The sequence below is a fragment of the Microbacterium sp. TPD7012 genome (assembly GCF_003075395.1).
In the GTDB taxonomy this organism is placed as follows: domain Bacteria; phylum Actinomycetota; class Actinomycetes; order Actinomycetales; family Microbacteriaceae; genus Microbacterium.
On sequence record NZ_QDFV01000001.1, the window covers coordinates 570894 to 585362 of the forward strand.

General features: G+C 69.1%; 13 protein-coding genes. 9 read left to right on the plus strand and 4 right to left on the minus strand.

Going from position 1 to position 14469, the window contains the following annotated elements; all coding sequences use genetic code 11:
• Positions 1-84: 84 nt before the first annotated feature.
• Together DC434_RS02745 and DC434_RS02750 are read left to right on the plus strand one after the other, a co-directional pair.
• Positions 85-1299: a glycosyltransferase gene (locus tag DC434_RS02745; RefSeq protein ID WP_116633720.1), complete on the plus strand. Its 1215-nt coding sequence runs from the start codon at positions 85-87 to the stop codon at positions 1297-1299.
• Positions 1300-1312: 13 nt separating this feature from the next.
• A complete protein-coding gene (locus tag DC434_RS02750; protein WP_116633721.1) occupies positions 1313-2617 on the plus strand; it encodes a glycosyltransferase in 1305 nt (434 codons plus the stop codon).
• A 16-nt stretch (positions 2618-2633) separates the two neighbouring features.
• On the opposite strand, the gene DC434_RS02755 is transcribed toward DC434_RS02750, so the two are convergent.
• From DC434_RS02755 to DC434_RS20055, 3 genes are read right to left on the minus strand one after another with little or no spacing between them, the layout of a single operon-like run.
• Positions 2634-3170, minus strand: a complete 537-nt coding sequence (locus DC434_RS02755; protein ID WP_133192765.1) for a hypothetical protein — start codon at positions 3168-3170, stop codon at positions 2634-2636.
• Between the two features lie 60 nt (positions 3171-3230).
• Positions 3231-3863 (minus strand): LysE family translocator, encoded by a 633-nt coding sequence (locus tag DC434_RS02760; protein WP_116633723.1) that lies wholly within the window; start codon positions 3861-3863, stop codon positions 3231-3233.
• A 33-nt stretch (positions 3864-3896) separates the two neighbouring features.
• Positions 3897-4058 carry a hypothetical protein gene (locus DC434_RS20055; RefSeq protein WP_165807977.1) on the minus strand — a complete coding sequence of 54 codons (162 nt, stop codon included), beginning with the start codon at positions 4056-4058 and terminating at the stop codon, positions 3897-3899.
• A gap of 86 nt (positions 4059-4144) precedes the next feature.
• Between DC434_RS20055 and DC434_RS02765 the strand changes: the two genes are divergently transcribed.
• The 7 genes from DC434_RS02765 (at position 4145) to DC434_RS02795 (ending at position 13782) form a co-directional block, all read left to right on the plus strand.
• A complete protein-coding gene (locus DC434_RS02765) occupies positions 4145-5119 on the plus strand; it encodes a helix-turn-helix domain-containing protein (RefSeq protein ID WP_116633724.1) in 975 nt (324 codons plus the stop codon).
• Between the two features lie 220 nt (positions 5120-5339).
• The gene (locus DC434_RS02770; protein ID WP_243408775.1) at positions 5340-5852 is read left to right on the plus strand and encodes a nucleoside deaminase; all 513 of its coding nucleotides are present in this window, start codon (positions 5340-5342) and stop codon (positions 5850-5852) included.
• Between the two features lie 24 nt (positions 5853-5876).
• Complete coding sequence (locus DC434_RS02775; RefSeq protein ID WP_116633726.1) at positions 5877-7391, plus strand: NCS2 family permease; 1515 nt, start codon at positions 5877-5879, stop codon at positions 7389-7391.
• A 35-nt stretch (positions 7392-7426) separates the two neighbouring features.
• Positions 7427-8944, plus strand: coding sequence for an FAD binding domain-containing protein (locus tag DC434_RS02780; protein WP_116633727.1), 1518 nt, complete (start codon positions 7427-7429; stop codon positions 8942-8944).
• On the plus strand, positions 8941-11313 hold the full coding sequence (gene xdhB / locus DC434_RS02785; RefSeq protein WP_116633728.1) for a xanthine dehydrogenase molybdopterin binding subunit: 2373 nt from the start codon (positions 8941-8943) through the stop codon (positions 11311-11313). Before DC434_RS02780 ends, xdhB begins: the two co-directional genes overlap by 4 nt.
• Positions 11314-11325: 12 nt before the next feature.
• Positions 11326-12165 carry a xanthine dehydrogenase accessory protein XdhC gene (xdhC, locus tag DC434_RS02790; protein WP_116633729.1) on the plus strand — a complete coding sequence of 280 codons (840 nt, stop codon included), beginning with the start codon at positions 11326-11328 and terminating at the stop codon, positions 12163-12165.
• A gap of 246 nt (positions 12166-12411) precedes the next feature.
• A complete protein-coding gene (locus tag DC434_RS02795) occupies positions 12412-13782 on the plus strand; it encodes a reverse transcriptase family protein (protein WP_116633730.1) in 1371 nt (456 codons plus the stop codon).
• A gap of 179 nt (positions 13783-13961) precedes the next feature.
• Here the strand turns inward: DC434_RS02795 and DC434_RS02800 are convergent, their stop codons facing one another.
• Entirely contained in the window at positions 13962-14312 is a 351-nt protein-coding gene (locus DC434_RS02800) for a PASTA domain-containing protein (protein WP_133192766.1), read from the minus strand.
• Positions 14313-14469: the final 157 nt, after the last annotated feature.

Below are 14469 nucleotides of genomic sequence, written 5' to 3' on the forward strand. Positions count from 1 at the left end.
ACGCCTCGGCGGCGCGGTCAGGGCCCTCGGGTAGAGTGGCCAGCGCCCGATCGGGCTCCCTTGGCCGCCGTACCGTAAGGCAGAATGTCTTCCTCTCCCTCCGATCCGACGAACGCTGCGGGGACCCCGCCCCGTCCGCTGAAGATCCTGATCGGGTGCGACACGTTCGCCCCCGACATCAACGGCGCCGCCCGCTTCGCCGAGCGTCTCGCCGCGGGGCTGGTCCAGCGCGGGCATGACGTGCACGTCTCCGCCCCCAATCAGGCGTACCGTCGCGCGGAGCCCCGCACCGAGGTGATCGAGGGCGAGCCGATGACGCTGCACCGCCTTCCCTCCGTGCGGTGGGCGCCGCACGACTGGCTGCGCTTCGTCTGGCCGTGGCGCTCGAAGCACTACGCGCGCACCGTGCTCGATCGCGTCCAGCCCGACGTCGTCCACATCCAGTCGCACATCGTGATCGGTCGCGGGCTGGCCCACGTCGCGCACGAGCGCGGCATCCCGGTCATCGCGACCAACCACGTCATGGCCGAGAACATCCTCGATCACACGACGATGCCGAAGTTCATCGACGATCTGGTGCTGAAGTTCGCCTGGGCCGACGCCAAGCGCACCTTCGACCTGACCCGCGCGATCACCACTCCGACCCGCCGCGCCGCCGACTTCCTCGAGAAGACGGTCGCCGTGCAGGGCGTCATCCCGGTCAGCTGCGGCATCGACCGCACCCAGTACACGCCGGTGATCGCGCCGCGCGACAAGAACCGCATCGTCTTCGTCGGCCGCCTCACCGCCGAGAAGCAGGTCGAGGTCATCCTGCAGGCGATGACCAAGCTCGATCCCGCGCTCGAGACCACGTTCGACATCGTCGGCGGCGGCGACCAGCGCAAGCAGCTGGAGAGCCTCACCGCTCAGCTCGGGCTCTCCGACCGCGTCACCTTCCACGGCCGCACCACGGACGAGGACCTGCGCGCGCTGCTGTCACGGGCGAGCCTCTTCGTGATCGCGTCGATCGCCGAGCTGCAGTCCATCGCGACCATGGAGGCGATGGCCTCGGCGCTGCCGATCGTCGCTGCGGATGCCGTCGCGCTCCCGCACCTCGTGCACGACGGAGAGAACGGCCATCTGTTCGAGCCGGGTAATGTCGACGAGCTCGCCGCGCGCCTGACCGACGTGCTCACCGCGTCGCCGGCGGAGTATGAGCGGATGCAGCGCGCATCGCTCGACGGCGTCGCGATCCACGACATCAACCGCACCCTCGACACCTTCGAAGCGCTGTACCGCGACGAGCCGCTGCCCGAATAGGCGGGCCCTCGACATGCACATCGTCTTCTTCGGCGATCAGCACCTCGACTCCCTCGGCGGAGCGCAGGTCTCGATGAGGCTGCAGCGCGAGTTCCTCGAACGCGCCGGGCACACGGTGACCGTCGTCGCGCCGCGGATGCACGCTTCGACAGGCTCAGCGAACCAAGGGCGGACAGGCTCAGCGACCCAAGGGCGGACAGGCTCAGCGACCCAAGGGCGGACAGGCTCAGCGACCCAAGCTCCGAACCCGGCCTACGTCGACCTGCCGTCCGTGCCGATCACGCTCGACCGCGAGTACTCCATGAGCTGGCCGGGACGCGGAACCGACGGCTTCCTCGATCGCGCGATGACCCGCCGTCCTGCGGTCGACCTGGTGCACGTGCAGGCCGACTTCTGGGGCGCATTCATCGGCCACCGCTACGCCGCGCGTCACGGAATCCCGGTCGTCCACACGATGCACAACCGCGTCGATGTCGGCCTCGCCGCGGTCACGCCGCTGCACCGTCCCGTGCTCCGGATCCTCAACGCCTGGCGGCGCGGCGCGCTGCGCGGCGTGAGCGATGCGGTCGCGGGCAGCGATGGCTGGGCCTTCCTCCGCGGGCTCGCCGCCGGCGCCTCGGCCGTGACGGCGCCGTCGACCCACTTCGCCCGCCGCCTCGAGCAGCACGGCGTGTTCGACACGGTCGACGTCGTCTGGAACGGCATCGACGACGACCTGCGCGACGCCACGGTCGCCGCAGCGCCGGAGCACCGCGCGCCCGGCAAGCCGCGCTTCGTCTGGCTGGGGCGGATGAGCCCGGAGAAGCGCCTGCTGCCCTTCCTCGAGGCGTTCGTGGCCTCCGGAGTGGATGCCGAGCTCGAGATCATCGGCGGCGGCGCGCAGCGCGCCGCCGCGGAGAAGATCGTCGAGGGTCGCGCGGGTGTGCGCTTCGCGGGGCGGCTCACCTACGCGCAGACGCTCGCGCACATCGCCGCGGCGGACGCGCTCGTGCAGACGTCGATCGGCTTCGAGACGCAGGGCATGACGCCGTTCGAGGCGGCGACCCTCGGCACGCCGTCGGTCATCTGCGACCCCGACATCGCTGCGGAGCTCGGCGGCGGGCTGTGGGCGGTGCCGGATGCCGATGCCCCCGCGACCGGTCGTGAACGCGAGGCGCAGCGCGCGGAAGCACTCGCCGAGACGCTGCGGCGCGCGGCATCCGACATCGTCGCCGGCACCGCACCGACCCCTGTCCCGGAGGTCGCGGAAGCGTTCCGGCAGTCCTCGCGGACCGCGGCGATGATCCGCGTCTACGAGCGCGTGCTCGCCGGCCGCTGAGGCCGAGCCCCTCCGCTCAGAAGAAGCGGTAGAAGGTCGACGACACGAAGCTGATCACGAGACCGAGCAGCCCCACCCCGGCGATCCCGATCGCGATGCCGACGAGCAGCTGCGAGCCCGGACGCTTCGCGGCGATGAGCGCGAGCACCAGTGCCGCGGCGTAGCCGAGGAGGCTGATCACGCCGAGGATGCCGGAGATGACGGTCGTGGTCTCGAAACCACCGGTCGACATGTAGAGGAACGGCGTGAACAGCGTCACGAGCAGGCTGAGACCGGCGGTGACGACGGCGATCACGAAGGCGATCCGGCCGAGCGGGTTGCCCGGCCCCGTCGGCTTCGGAGCCGTGGGGTAGGCGGGATAACCGGGCTGCGCGCCTGCGTTCTGCGGGGCCGCCGGGTACTGCGGCGCGGCCGGGTACTGCGCTGCCGCGGGCGCCTGCGGTGCGGCAGGATACTGCGGCGCAGCAGGCAGATGCGGCGCGGGCGGCGCAGGCGGGAAGGCGGGGTTCGGCTGTGCGGACGGCGGAACAGGAGGCTGCTGCGGCTCGCTCATGGTTCGAGCGTAGTCGCGGGTGCGCATTCCCGTCAGGATCGCTTTCGCGGCCGCCGGCGGTCAGCTCTTGGCGCCGGTCAGTGCGAGGGTGCCGCCGAGGCCGATCATCATGACTCCGCCGGTGCCGGAGAGGGTCGACATGCGGCGCGGGGAGCGGGCGAACCAGGTGCGCGCCGTTCCCGCTGCCAGAACCCAGACGCTGTCGCACATGAGCGCGAGAGTCTGGAAGGTGAGCCCGAGGATCAGCAGCTGCGCCCACACCGGACCCCCAGACGGAGCCACGAACTGGGGCAGCACCGCGACGAAGAAGGCGATGGTCTTGGGATTGGTCGCTCCCACGATGAAGCCCTGGCGCAGCAGCTTCCCCGCAGACGCCGGGGTGCGTCCCGCGTCAGCGACGTGATCGTGGCGGTGGCGGATGGCCTGGATGCCGAGCCACACGAGGTACGCGGCGCCGATGATCTTGATGACGGTGAAGGCGACGACCGACGACGCGACGATGGCGCCGACGCCGAATGCGACGGCCAGGACCGCGGGCACGGTGCCGAGGGCGTTGCCGACGACGCTGAGCGCTCCGGCGCGACGGCCCAGCGAAAGCGACCGGCCGATCACGAAGAGCACGCTCGGGCCGGGAATGACGATGATCACGACAGATGCGATGGTGAAGGCGAGCAGGCTGTCGAACGGGATCATGAGCCGACGATACCGCGGCGCGACACTTCCGGCTCAGCGGTAGGTGTGTCCGGTCTCGGCGTGCTGTGCGACGTCGCGACCGGCGACGCGACTCCAGTCCGTGGGGGTCTGGCGGTAACCGTCGCGGCGCAGTTCGACGACGGAGGCGACGGTGGCCCAGAGAGCGAGGGCGAGAACTGCGATGAGGAGTACCATGGCAGAAACGCTACGCTCGGTGGTAAACCGCCACGAGTGGCAGAATAGACTAAGAACGTTCGAAAACTGCCAAACAAGGAGAGTCGATGAAGACGGTCGCCTGCGTCATCCAGGACGGGTTCGCGCCCTTCGAGTTCGGTGTCGCCTGCGAGGCCTTCGGCCTCGACCGCTCCGACGACGGTGTGCCGAACTTCGATTTCCGCATCGTCGCGCCGCGGGCCGGTGTCGTCCAGTCGAAGATCGGGTTCTCCATCAACGTCGAGAACGACCTCTCCTTCGCCTACGAGGCCGATCTCGTCGTGTTCTGCCCGCTTCCCCGCACGCATTGGTCTGCCATCGATCCGCTGCTCCTCGACCTCGCGCGCCACGCGGTCGACCGCGGCGCGTGGGTGATGAGCGTGTGCAGCGGGTCGTTCATCCTGGCCGCCGCCGGTGTCCTCGACGGGCGTCGCGCGACCACGCACTGGATGTACTCGCACGTGATGGCCGAGATGTACCCGCAGATCGACATCGACCCCGACGTGCTGTTCGTCCAGGACGGCAAGATCATCACCAGTGCCGGCACCGCCGCCGGCATCGACGCGTGCCTGCATCTGCTGCGTCAGGAGCTGGGCGCCGATCTCACCAACCGCATCGCCCGACGCATGGTCGTGCCGCCGCAGCGCGACGGCGGTCAGGCCCAGTTCATCGACCGTCCGATCCCCGTCGTCGCCAGCGACTCGCTGGCCGCTGTCGCCGACTGGGCCGTCGAGCATCTGCGCGACGAACTCGGCGTCGATCAGCTCGCGGCCAAGGCGCTGATGTCGCCGCGCACGTTCGCCCGGCGGTTCAAGGCCGAGTACGGTGCGACGCCTGCGGCCTGGCTCGCGCGCCAGCGCATCATCCACGCGCAGCGGATGCTGGAGCGCACCGATCTGCCTCTCGAGCAGATCGCCGAGGAGTGCGGATTCGGCTCGGCGGCCGTGCTGCGGCAGAACTTCGCTCGGGTGCTCGGCCTGACCCCGACGGCCTACCGGGCGCGCTTCTCCTGCGCGGACGACGAGGAGGCTCCGGCGGCCTGAACCCCTGCTCCATCATTTCGCATGGTGGAAGAGAGATTCCGAAAGGCTGGACGCGCAGCGAATCCGGTGTTACAGTCGTTCCCAGCCCGCACCTCAACAGAGGCCTGTGGACAGGAAGCAGCACAACCTAGCGGTTCGACGTATATCTCGCGGAACGGCCTGATCAAGGCCCGACCAGATAAGCCGTATCACTGCGACGACAGCAAGGAAGCTCTCCGTCATGACCAGCACCGCTATGCCCGAAACCGGCCTGCGATCGACTCCGGCCGAGTATCTCGCCCGCGCCGTCGCCATCGCGACCGACAACGTCCGCAACCAGGGCGGCCCGTTCGGCGCCATCGTCGTCACGGCCGATGGCCGCGTCTTCGAAGGCGTGAACCGCGTCACCGCGAACCTCGACCCCTCGGCGCACGCCGAGGTCACCGCGATCCGCGCCGCCTGCCAGGGTCTCGGCACCTTCGACCTCACCGGCGCCGTGCTCTACAGCAGCTGCGAGCCGTGCCCGATGTGCCTCGCGACCTCGCTGTGGGCACGCGTCGACCGCGTCTACTTCGCCGCCGATCGGAACGACGCGGCCGACGCCGGATTCGACGACGCCGTGTTCTACCGCTACTTCGAAGGCGGTGAGGAGGACAGAGCGATCATGCCGGTCGCGCAGGAGCCTCTGCCGCCCACCGCGCGCATCGCTCCGTTCACGGAGTGGAGCACCACGTCCACCCGAGTCGACTACTGACCCGAACGACGATTGGAGCCGAAGATGTCTTCATCCGTTTTCCTGCCGGACGAGCCCGAGACCGGGGCCACTCCCGCGGCGGTGCACCCGCCGCTGCCCACCGGGGCAACCACGACCGTCGACGCCGAACCCCGTAACGGGCTCGACCGCTTCTTCGAGATCACCCAGCGCGGGTCGACCTTCGGGCGCGAGATCCGCGGCGGCATCGTCACGTTCGTGACGATGGCGTACATCGTCATCCTCAACCCCCTCATCCTCGGCGGCGTCGACGACGTCACCGGCAACGCCCTGCAGGCCGCGCAGATCGGCGCAGCCACCGGCCTGACCGCGGGCGTCATGACGATCCTGTTCGGTCTGATCGCTCGGCTGCCGTTCGCCCTCGCCGCAGGCCTCGGCATCAACTCGTTCCTCGCCGTCTCGGTCGTCGGCCAGGTGACCTGGCCGGAGGCCATGGGACTGGTCGTGATCAACGGCGTGCTCATCGTGCTCTTCGGGGCCACCGGCATCCGCACGGCGATCTTCAACGCGGTGCCCGCTCCGCTCAAGGCGGCGATCACCGTCGGCATCGGCCTGTTCATCGCCTTCATCGGCTTCGTCGACTCCGGATTCGTCAACCGCACCCCGGGCGGTCCGCCCGTGCAGCTGGGTGACGGCGGATCGATCACCTCGGTCCCGACGCTGATCTTCCTGCTCGGCCTGCTCATCATCGGCGTGCTCGTGGCGCGCAAGGTGCCGGGCGGCATCCTGATCGGCATCGTCGCGGCGACGGTGATCGCGATCATCGCGCAGGCGTTCCTCAAGCTCGGCCCGAGCTTCGAGGAGCCGGGCGGCTGGCACATGACCATCCCCGAGATCCCGGCCTCGTTCGTGACGATCCCCGACTTCGGGCTCATCGGCCAGTTCGACCTGTTCGGCTCGTTCAGCCGCATCGGCGCCCTGGCGGCCACGATGCTGGTGTTCACCCTGGTGTTCTCGAACTTCTTCGACGCCATGGGCACGATGACCGGTCTCGCGAAGAACGCCGGGCTCGCCTACAAGGACGGCACGTTCCCGCGTCTGCGCTCCGCGTTCGTCGTCGAAGGCCTGGGTGCCGTCGCCGGCGGCGCCACCTCGACCTCCTCCAACACCGTGTTCGTGGACAGCGCCTCCGGCATCGGCGAGGGGGCCCGCACGGGACTCGCCTCGGTCGTGGTCGGCGTGCTCTTCCTGCTCTCGATGTTCTTCACGCCGCTCACGCTGGTGGTTCCGATCGAGGTGGGATCCGCCGCGCTGGTGGTGGTCGGCGCGATGATGATGGCGCAGATCAAGGAGATCAAGTTCACGAACTTCGCCGTGGCGCTCCCCGCGTTCCTCACCATCGTCACGATGCCCCTGACGTACTCGATCGCCAACGGCATCGGCGTCGGCTTCATCGCCTGGACCCTGGTGAACACGCTCTCCGGCCGTGCGCGCAAGGTGCACTGGCTGATGTGGGTCGTGGCCGTCGGCTTCGCGCTGTACTTCGTGCGGGGCCCGATCGAGGTGCTGCTCGCCGGCTGAGCGGCAGCACCACAGCTGTACTGAGGAGATCGACCATGAACGACATCGCCGTCACTGAGACCGCTGTCACAGGAACCGCCGTCAACGTCAACGGGCGGGTCCGCTCGCTCGACGGCGTCGCCGCCCACACGACCGCACTCGACTGGCTGCGCGACACCGGATTGTCGGGCAGCAAGGAAGGCTGCGCGGAGGGGGAGTGCGGAGCGTGCGCGATGCTGCTCGCGACCCCGACGCCCGAGGGCGGTACCGCCTGGACGCCGGTCAACGCCTGCCTGGTTCCCGTGTACGCGCTGAACGGTCAGGAGATCGTGACCGCCGAGGGTCTCGGCTCCCCGGATGCCCTGCACCCGGTGCAGGAGAAGCTGGCCGAGGCGGGGGGATCGCAGTGCGGCTACTGCACCCCCGGCTTCGCCTGCAGCATGGCGGGGGAGTACTACCGGTCCGAGCGCACTCCCGCCGAGACCACGCCGGCCGAAGGGGGCACCGGTCACGACGACGGCATCCCCTCGCACGACGCGGAGCACGGCCCGAACGGATTCGATCTGCACGCGCTCAGCGGCAACCTCTGCCGCTGCACCGGGTATCGGCCGATCCGCGACGCCGCCTACACGCTGGGTGACCCCGAGGCGGACGATCCGCTGCAGCAGCGGCTCGCGGCGCCCGCTCCCGTGGCAGTCCCCACGGTCGCCGAGGTCGACGGGTCGCGGTTCATCCGTCCGGCCTCCCTCGCCGAAGCCCTGCGTCTGCTCCGCGAGGAGCCGGAGGCGCTGCTCGTGGCGGGCTCCACCGACTGGGGCGTCGAGGTGAACATCCGCGGTCGTCGCGCGCCGCTCGTCATCGCGATCGAGCAGCTCGACGAGCTGCGGACCCTCCACCACGACGATGACGTGCTCGAGATCGGTGCGGCGCTCCCGCTCTCCGAGGTCGAGAAGCGCCTCGGCGGCGCGGTGCCGCTGCTCGCGAAGCTCTTCCCACAGTTCGCCTCCCGCCTGATCCGCAACCGCGCCACGTTCGGCGGCAATCTGGGCACCGGCTCCCCGATCGGCGACACTCCGCCCGCCCTGCTCGCGCTCGGCGCCCGCCTCGTCCTGGCATCGGTCGACGGAGAGCGCGAGGTCGAGCTCGCGGAGTACTTCACCGGCTACCGGCAGACGATCCGTCGTCCTGACGAGCTCATCCGCGCGGTGCGCATCCCGCTCCCGCTCGCGTCGGTGACCGCGTTCCACAAGATCGCGAAGCGACGCTTCGACGACATCTCCAGCGTCGCGATCGCCTTCGCGCTCGACATCGAGGACGGGATCGTCACGGCGGCGCGGATCGGTCTCGGCGGTGTCGCGGCCACGCCCCTTCGCGCCTACGCCGCGGAAGAGGCTCTGATCGGCCGGCCGTGGAACATCGCCACGGTACGGGCGGCCTCCGAGATCCTCGGAGCCGAGGGCACGCCGATGTCGGACCACCGCGCGAGCGCGGACTACCGCTCGCTCATGCTCAACACCGCGCTGCTCAAGCTCTACAGCTCGACGGTCATCAGCTCGAAGGAGGTGTCGGCATGAGTGCTCTCGCCGACCGACCGGCCAACCCCGTCGTGGGGCACCGGGCCGCGCACGAGAGTGCGGCTCTCCACGTCACCGGCGCGGCCATGTACACGGATGACCTCGCCGCCCACACCGCAGGCGTCCTGACGGCGTGGCCCGTGCAGTCCACGAACGCGCACGCGAAGGTCACGGTCGACGTCTCCGGTGCCTACGAGGTGCCCGGCGTCGTGCGCGTGCTCACCGCCGAGGATGTTCCCGGCATCAACGACGCGGGCATCAAGCACGACGAGCCGCTGTTCCCCAGCGAGGCGATGTTCTACGGGCACGCCCTGGTATGGGTGCTCGGCGAGACGCAGGAGGCCGCGCGCCTCGGCGCCGAGCGGGTCACGGTCGAATACGAGCCCCTGCCGTCGCTCATCACCGTGCGGGATGCGATCGACGCGGAGTCGTATCAGGGCATCGCCCGAACCGTGCAGCGCGGCGACGCGGCATCCGCTCTCGCATCCGCGGCCCACGTGTTCGAAGGCGTCACCGAGTTCGGCGGCCAGGAGCACTTCTACCTGGAGACGCATGCGTCGCTCGCGATCCGCGACTCGGAGGGTCAGTACTTCGTGCAGTGCTCGACGCAGCATCCGTCCGAGACGCAGGAGATCATCGCGCACGTCCTCGGGATCACTTCCAGCGAGGTGACCGTGCAGTCGCTGCGGATGGGCGGGGCGTTCGGCGGCAAGGAGATGCAGCCGCACGGGCTGGCCGCGATCGCCGCACTCGGCGCGAAGCTCACGGGTCGACCCGTGCGCCTGCGCCTGAACCGCACCCAGGACATCACGATGACCGGCAAGCGGCATCCGTTCCACATCTCGTGGAAGGTCGGCCTCGACGCCGACGGGATGCTGCAGGGGCTGGATGCCACTCTCACGTGCGACGGCGGATGGAGCCTGGATCTGTCCGAGCCCGTGCTCGGCCGCGCTCTCTGTCACCTGGACAACGCCTACTGGATTCCCAACGTGCACGCCTACGGCCGCATCGCGAAGACGAACAAGGCCTCGAATACGGCCTTCCGCGGATTCGGCGGGCCGCAGGGTGTCTTCCTGATCGAGGACATCCTCGGTCGCGTCGCCCCGGCGCTCGGTATCGACCCTCTCGAGCTCCGCGAGAAGAACTTCTACCAGCCCGGCCAGAGCACCCCCTACGGCCAGCTCGTGAAGGACGCGCCGCGCATGGGTGCGATCTGGAGCGAGCTGCGCGGCGAGGCCGAGGTCGACGAGCGTCGAGCGGAGATCGCCGCGTTCAACGCCCGCAGCCCGCACATCAAGCGCGCCCTGGCGCTCACGCCCATCAAGTTCGGCATCTCGTTCAACTTCGCGGCCTTCAACCAGGCCGGGGCCCTCGTGCACGTCTACAAGGACGGGTCCGTGCTGATCAACCACGGCGGCACCGAGATGGGGCAGGGCCTGCACACCAAGATGATGCAGGTCGCCGCCACGGCGCTCGGGCTCGAGCTGCATCAGGTGCGCCTGGCGCCGACCCGCACCGACAAGGTGCCGAACACGTCGGCCACGGCGGCATCGTCGGGCACCGACCTCAACGGCGGTGCGGTCAAGAACGCGTGCGAGCAGATCCGCGGGCGGATGGCGGCTGTCGCCGGTCGCCTGCTGAACGCCGACGAGCGCGATGTGCTGTTCGAGGGAGGGTACGTCACCGCCCTCGGCAACCTGTCGCAGCGGCTCACCTTCGCCGAGGTGGCGAACGCCGCGTACCTCCAGCGCGTACAGCTGTTCGCCGCGGGGTACTACCGCACCGAGGGCCTGCACTGGAACCCGGAGATCATGCAGGGCTCGCCCTTCAAGTACTTCTCCTACGGCGCGGCCGCGACCGAGGTCGAGGTCGACGAGTTCACGGGGCTCTACAGCGTGCGCCGGGTCGACATCATCCATGACGTCGGCGACTCCCTGTCTCCGATGCTCGACATCGGGCAGATCGAGGGCGCCTATGTGCAGGGCGTCGGCTGGCTGACGCTGGAGGAGCTGCGCTGGGATGAGAGCGACGGCCCGAACCGCGGGCGGCTGCAGACCCAGTCGGCGTCGACGTACAAGCTGCCCAGCTTCTCGGAGATGCCGGAGCAGTTCCACGTGCGCCTGTTCGAGAACGCCCGCGAGGACGGGGCCGTGTACGGCTCGAAGGCCGTCGGCGAGCCCCCGTTCATGCTGGCGTTCAGCGCGCGGGAGGCCATCCGTCAGGCCGTCGGCGAATTCGGTCCCGCCGGGCACATGGTCGAGCTGGGCTCGCCCGCGACGCCGGAGGCGGTCTTCTGGGCCGTGCGCCGCGCGCAGCAGGCGGCGGGAGCCGTAGAGGCCCCCGAGCCGGAACTCGTCGCCTCGATCTGACCGGGACACGACATGGACTGGGTCGATGCGCTGCAGGGATTGCGCTCCACGCGCACGCCCGCGGTGATCGTGACGCTCGCGCTGGTGCGCGGGCATGCGCCGCGCAACGGCGGCGCGAAGATGGTCGTGTCGCCCGACGCCGTGTTCGGAACGGTCGGCGGAGGCAACCTCGAGGCCACGGCGATCGAACGCGCCAGGGGGATGCTCCGAGCGGGCACGGCGCAGCCGGAGCTGCTGGTGCTCACGCTCAGCGACAAGGCCGTCACCGAGTACGGCGTGCAGTGCTGCGGAGGAGAGGTCACGATCATGCTCGAACCGGTGCGCGTCACGCCCAGCATCGCGATCTTCGGCATGGGCCATGTGGGGCTGGAGCTGGCCCGCATCCTCGCGAGGCACGAGGTCGAGCTGCACCTGGTCGACTCGCGCCCGGAGATGCTGGCCCCGGAGCGGATCGGGGTGCCCGGCGAGAGCGGCGTCTTCGCCGACAGCGTCGCGCGGATCCACGCGACGCTCGCACCCGTGCCCGAAGCCGTGCTCGCCGGCCTTCCGGCCGGCTCCCACGTGCTGGTGATGACGCACGACCATGTCGAGGACCTCGCGGTCGTCGACATGTCGCTGCGCACTCCCGATCTCGCCTCGATCGGCCTGATCGGCTCGGCGTCGAAGTGGGCGCGGTTCCGCAAGAAGCTCACCGAGCTCGGCCAGACCGAGAGCGATCTCGCGCGCGTCGTGACGCCCATCGGCATCCCCGAGGTGGCGGGCAAGCAGCCCGCCGTGATCGCCGTCAGCGTCGCCGCGCGGCTGCTGCAGCTGATCGAGGAGGCGGCGCCGGAGGAGGGTGCGGGGAGCTGAAGTCGGTCGATGCCATCCGGACGTTGGTGTTCCTTGCTATCGTGGCGCCGTGCGATGGCTTGCGGACGAGGCGAGTGGTACACGATGTGTTCCGCTCTCTCCGGGGTCACCCCGGGGTGCGCAGTCTGACCTGGAACGAACGCCGCAGGCGCCTTACTGCGCTTCGCGCAGACCGGTGCCCGCACTGATGGACGAGTCGTACGCAGGCCATCGCACGCACGGCGCCCGCTCCGCGGCTGCCCTCTGATGGCGCCCTCCACCGCATCACGCGTGCTCGGGCGCACGCCGCGACCGTTGCCGTCGTCGGTGGCCGCCTCTCTGGCCGATGCTTTCCTCGCCTCAGAGATCTGGGCGAAGGATCAGCTCGTCGAGGCCGGCGCGTACGTCATGGGAGCGCGCCGTCGTTGGCTCTCTCCGCTCGTCGGCGACGTGTTGGCATCCTTCGCCCGCCCGCCTGTCGATGCCCCGCGGCTGCTGACGTCGGTGATCCTCCGTTCGCCCGATTTCGCAGAAGCGGTGCGCAAGGCCGACGAGCGCCGTTCGCCGCTGCGCATCCACCACCGCGTCGTCGGTCCATCGGCGTCGCAGCAGCCCTCGGGCGCTCTTCCCCGCATCGACAGCATCCCGGATCTCGCCGCCTTGCTCGATCTGGACGTCGGCCGGCTCCAGTGGTTCGCCGACACCAAACATTGGAATCGGCGCGCACGCTCAGGGGCCTTGCACCACTATCGGTACGAGTGGCGCACACGGCACGGGCGGATCCCCAGGTTGCTGGAGATCCCGGAGCAACGGATGCGCCGTGTACAGCGCAGCCTCCTGGAACGGGTGCTCGGCCTCATGGCCGTGAACGATGCCGTTCACGGTTTCATGCCCGGTCGCAGCGCGGCCACTGGGGCCGCGCGCCACACGGGGGCCGACATCGTCATATCCCTCGACCTCACCACGTTCTTCTCCCGCGTGACGGGCGGTCGCATCTACGGAACACTTCGGCAGTCGGGAATGTCCGAACCCATCGCGCACGTCGTGACCGGGCTGTGCACCAACGCCGTTCCTCCGCGCGTGCTTGCTGCCATGCCACCGGGCGGATCATCCGACGAGCGGTTCGCCTTGCGCCGGGCTCTGGCCACGAGTCATCTGCCGCAGGGCGCTCCCTCCTCGCCTATGCTTGCCAACCTCGCCATCCGGCGTCTCGATTCACGGCTGACGGGATGGGCGGATGCCGTCGATGCGACCTACACGCGATACGCCGATGACCTCGCATTCAGCGGCGGCCCGAGACTCGCGAAGCGACCTGATGCCTTCATCCGCGGTGTGCAGCGGATCATCGAGGACGAGGGGCACGTGGCCAACCCGCACAAAACGAGGGTCCGACGCCAGGGCGTCAGGCAGAGCGTGACCGGAATCGTCGTCAACCAGCGAACGAATGTCTCACGGGACGACTACGACCGGCTCAAGGCGACGATCCACAACTGCGTCGTGCACGGTCCGGGCACTCAGAATCACCGTCGACTCGACGATTTCCGTGCACATCTGCTCGGCCGCATCTCGTGGGTCGAGAGCCTGAACCCCCAGCGAGGCGAGAAACTCGGTGCGGAGTTTCTGCGTATCCGATGGTGACCGCGCTGCGACCGGGGCACGAAACCGTCGACACCACTGGAGCTCTGCGTTCCGCCTGCCGAGAATGATCGTTTTCGGGGGCACGACGATTTGACGCCTTGAACGCACCGGAAGAGTGTGCCAGAACTGTGGCTCGGCAGACGACCTCGGTCATTGCGGTTCGGCGCGGTGGAAGCGGATCAGGTGTGGTCGCGGTCGGTCAGGTCTATGTATCGTTCTCGTTCGGGCGTGGCATGTTCGGCATCCTTCAGCGGCGGTTCGTTGTTGTCCCGGATCGCGTTGAATTCCGCCGTGCCGTGCTCGGTGAGTTCGACGGCGACTGAGTCCCAGCGGTAGACCTCGGCTCCGGCTGTGGGCTGTTGGGAGGTGATGTAGAAGAGTCCCGGCCACGCGATGGCTCCGATGGGTGGCCCATCTGGATCCGGGTTCGCCAGAGTGACCCCCGCATCGTCTGCGATGTCGCGACCTATGTGGAAGGGGAGTCCGACGACGTCCGGCACCGTCACCCTGTCAGCAGCTCGATCTGCCATGGACTGCACGTTACGCCGCCGCACTCGATCTGACGAGACCCAGTGCTGATGGCGCACCATCGTTTACGGCAAATGCGAGCTCTGGCGGCGAGCTCCGATTGTCGAATCAAATCCACGTCATCGACCTGTCCCGTGACGGGATCCCAAACGGACACCG

What these genes read in the sequence shown, in the direction of transcription:
- xdhC (WP_116633729.1), top strand. Translation starts at nt 11,326, where the DNA reads ATGGACTGGGTCGATGCGCTGCAGGGATTGCGCTCCACGCGCACGCCC.
- DC434_RS02770 (WP_243408775.1), top strand. Translation starts at nt 5,340, where the DNA reads ATGACCAGCACCGCTATGCCCGAAACCGGCCTGCGATCGACTCCGGCC.
- DC434_RS20055 (WP_165807977.1), bottom strand. Translation starts at nt 4,058, where the DNA reads ATGGTACTCCTCATCGCAGTTCTCGCCCTCGCTCTCTGGGCCACCGTC.
- DC434_RS02745 (WP_116633720.1), top strand. Translation starts at nt 85, where the DNA reads ATGTCTTCCTCTCCCTCCGATCCGACGAACGCTGCGGGGACCCCGCCC.
- DC434_RS02775 (WP_116633726.1), top strand. Translation starts at nt 5,877, where the DNA reads ATGTCTTCATCCGTTTTCCTGCCGGACGAGCCCGAGACCGGGGCCACT.
- DC434_RS02755 (WP_133192765.1), bottom strand. Translation starts at nt 3,170, where the DNA reads ATGAGCGAGCCGCAGCAGCCTCCTGTTCCGCCGTCCGCACAGCCGAAC.
- DC434_RS02780 (WP_116633727.1), top strand. Translation starts at nt 7,427, where the DNA reads ATGAACGACATCGCCGTCACTGAGACCGCTGTCACAGGAACCGCCGTC.
- DC434_RS02750 (WP_116633721.1), top strand. Translation starts at nt 1,313, where the DNA reads ATGCACATCGTCTTCTTCGGCGATCAGCACCTCGACTCCCTCGGCGGA.
- DC434_RS02765 (WP_116633724.1), top strand. Translation starts at nt 4,145, where the DNA reads ATGAAGACGGTCGCCTGCGTCATCCAGGACGGGTTCGCGCCCTTCGAG.
- DC434_RS02795 (WP_116633730.1), top strand. Translation starts at nt 12,412, where the DNA reads ATGGCGCCCTCCACCGCATCACGCGTGCTCGGGCGCACGCCGCGACCG.
- DC434_RS02800 (WP_133192766.1), bottom strand. Translation starts at nt 14,312, where the DNA reads ATGGCAGATCGAGCTGCTGACAGGGTGACGGTGCCGGACGTCGTCGGA.
- xdhB (WP_116633728.1), top strand. Translation starts at nt 8,941, where the DNA reads ATGAGTGCTCTCGCCGACCGACCGGCCAACCCCGTCGTGGGGCACCGG.
- DC434_RS02760 (WP_116633723.1), bottom strand. Translation starts at nt 3,863, where the DNA reads ATGATCCCGTTCGACAGCCTGCTCGCCTTCACCATCGCATCTGTCGTG.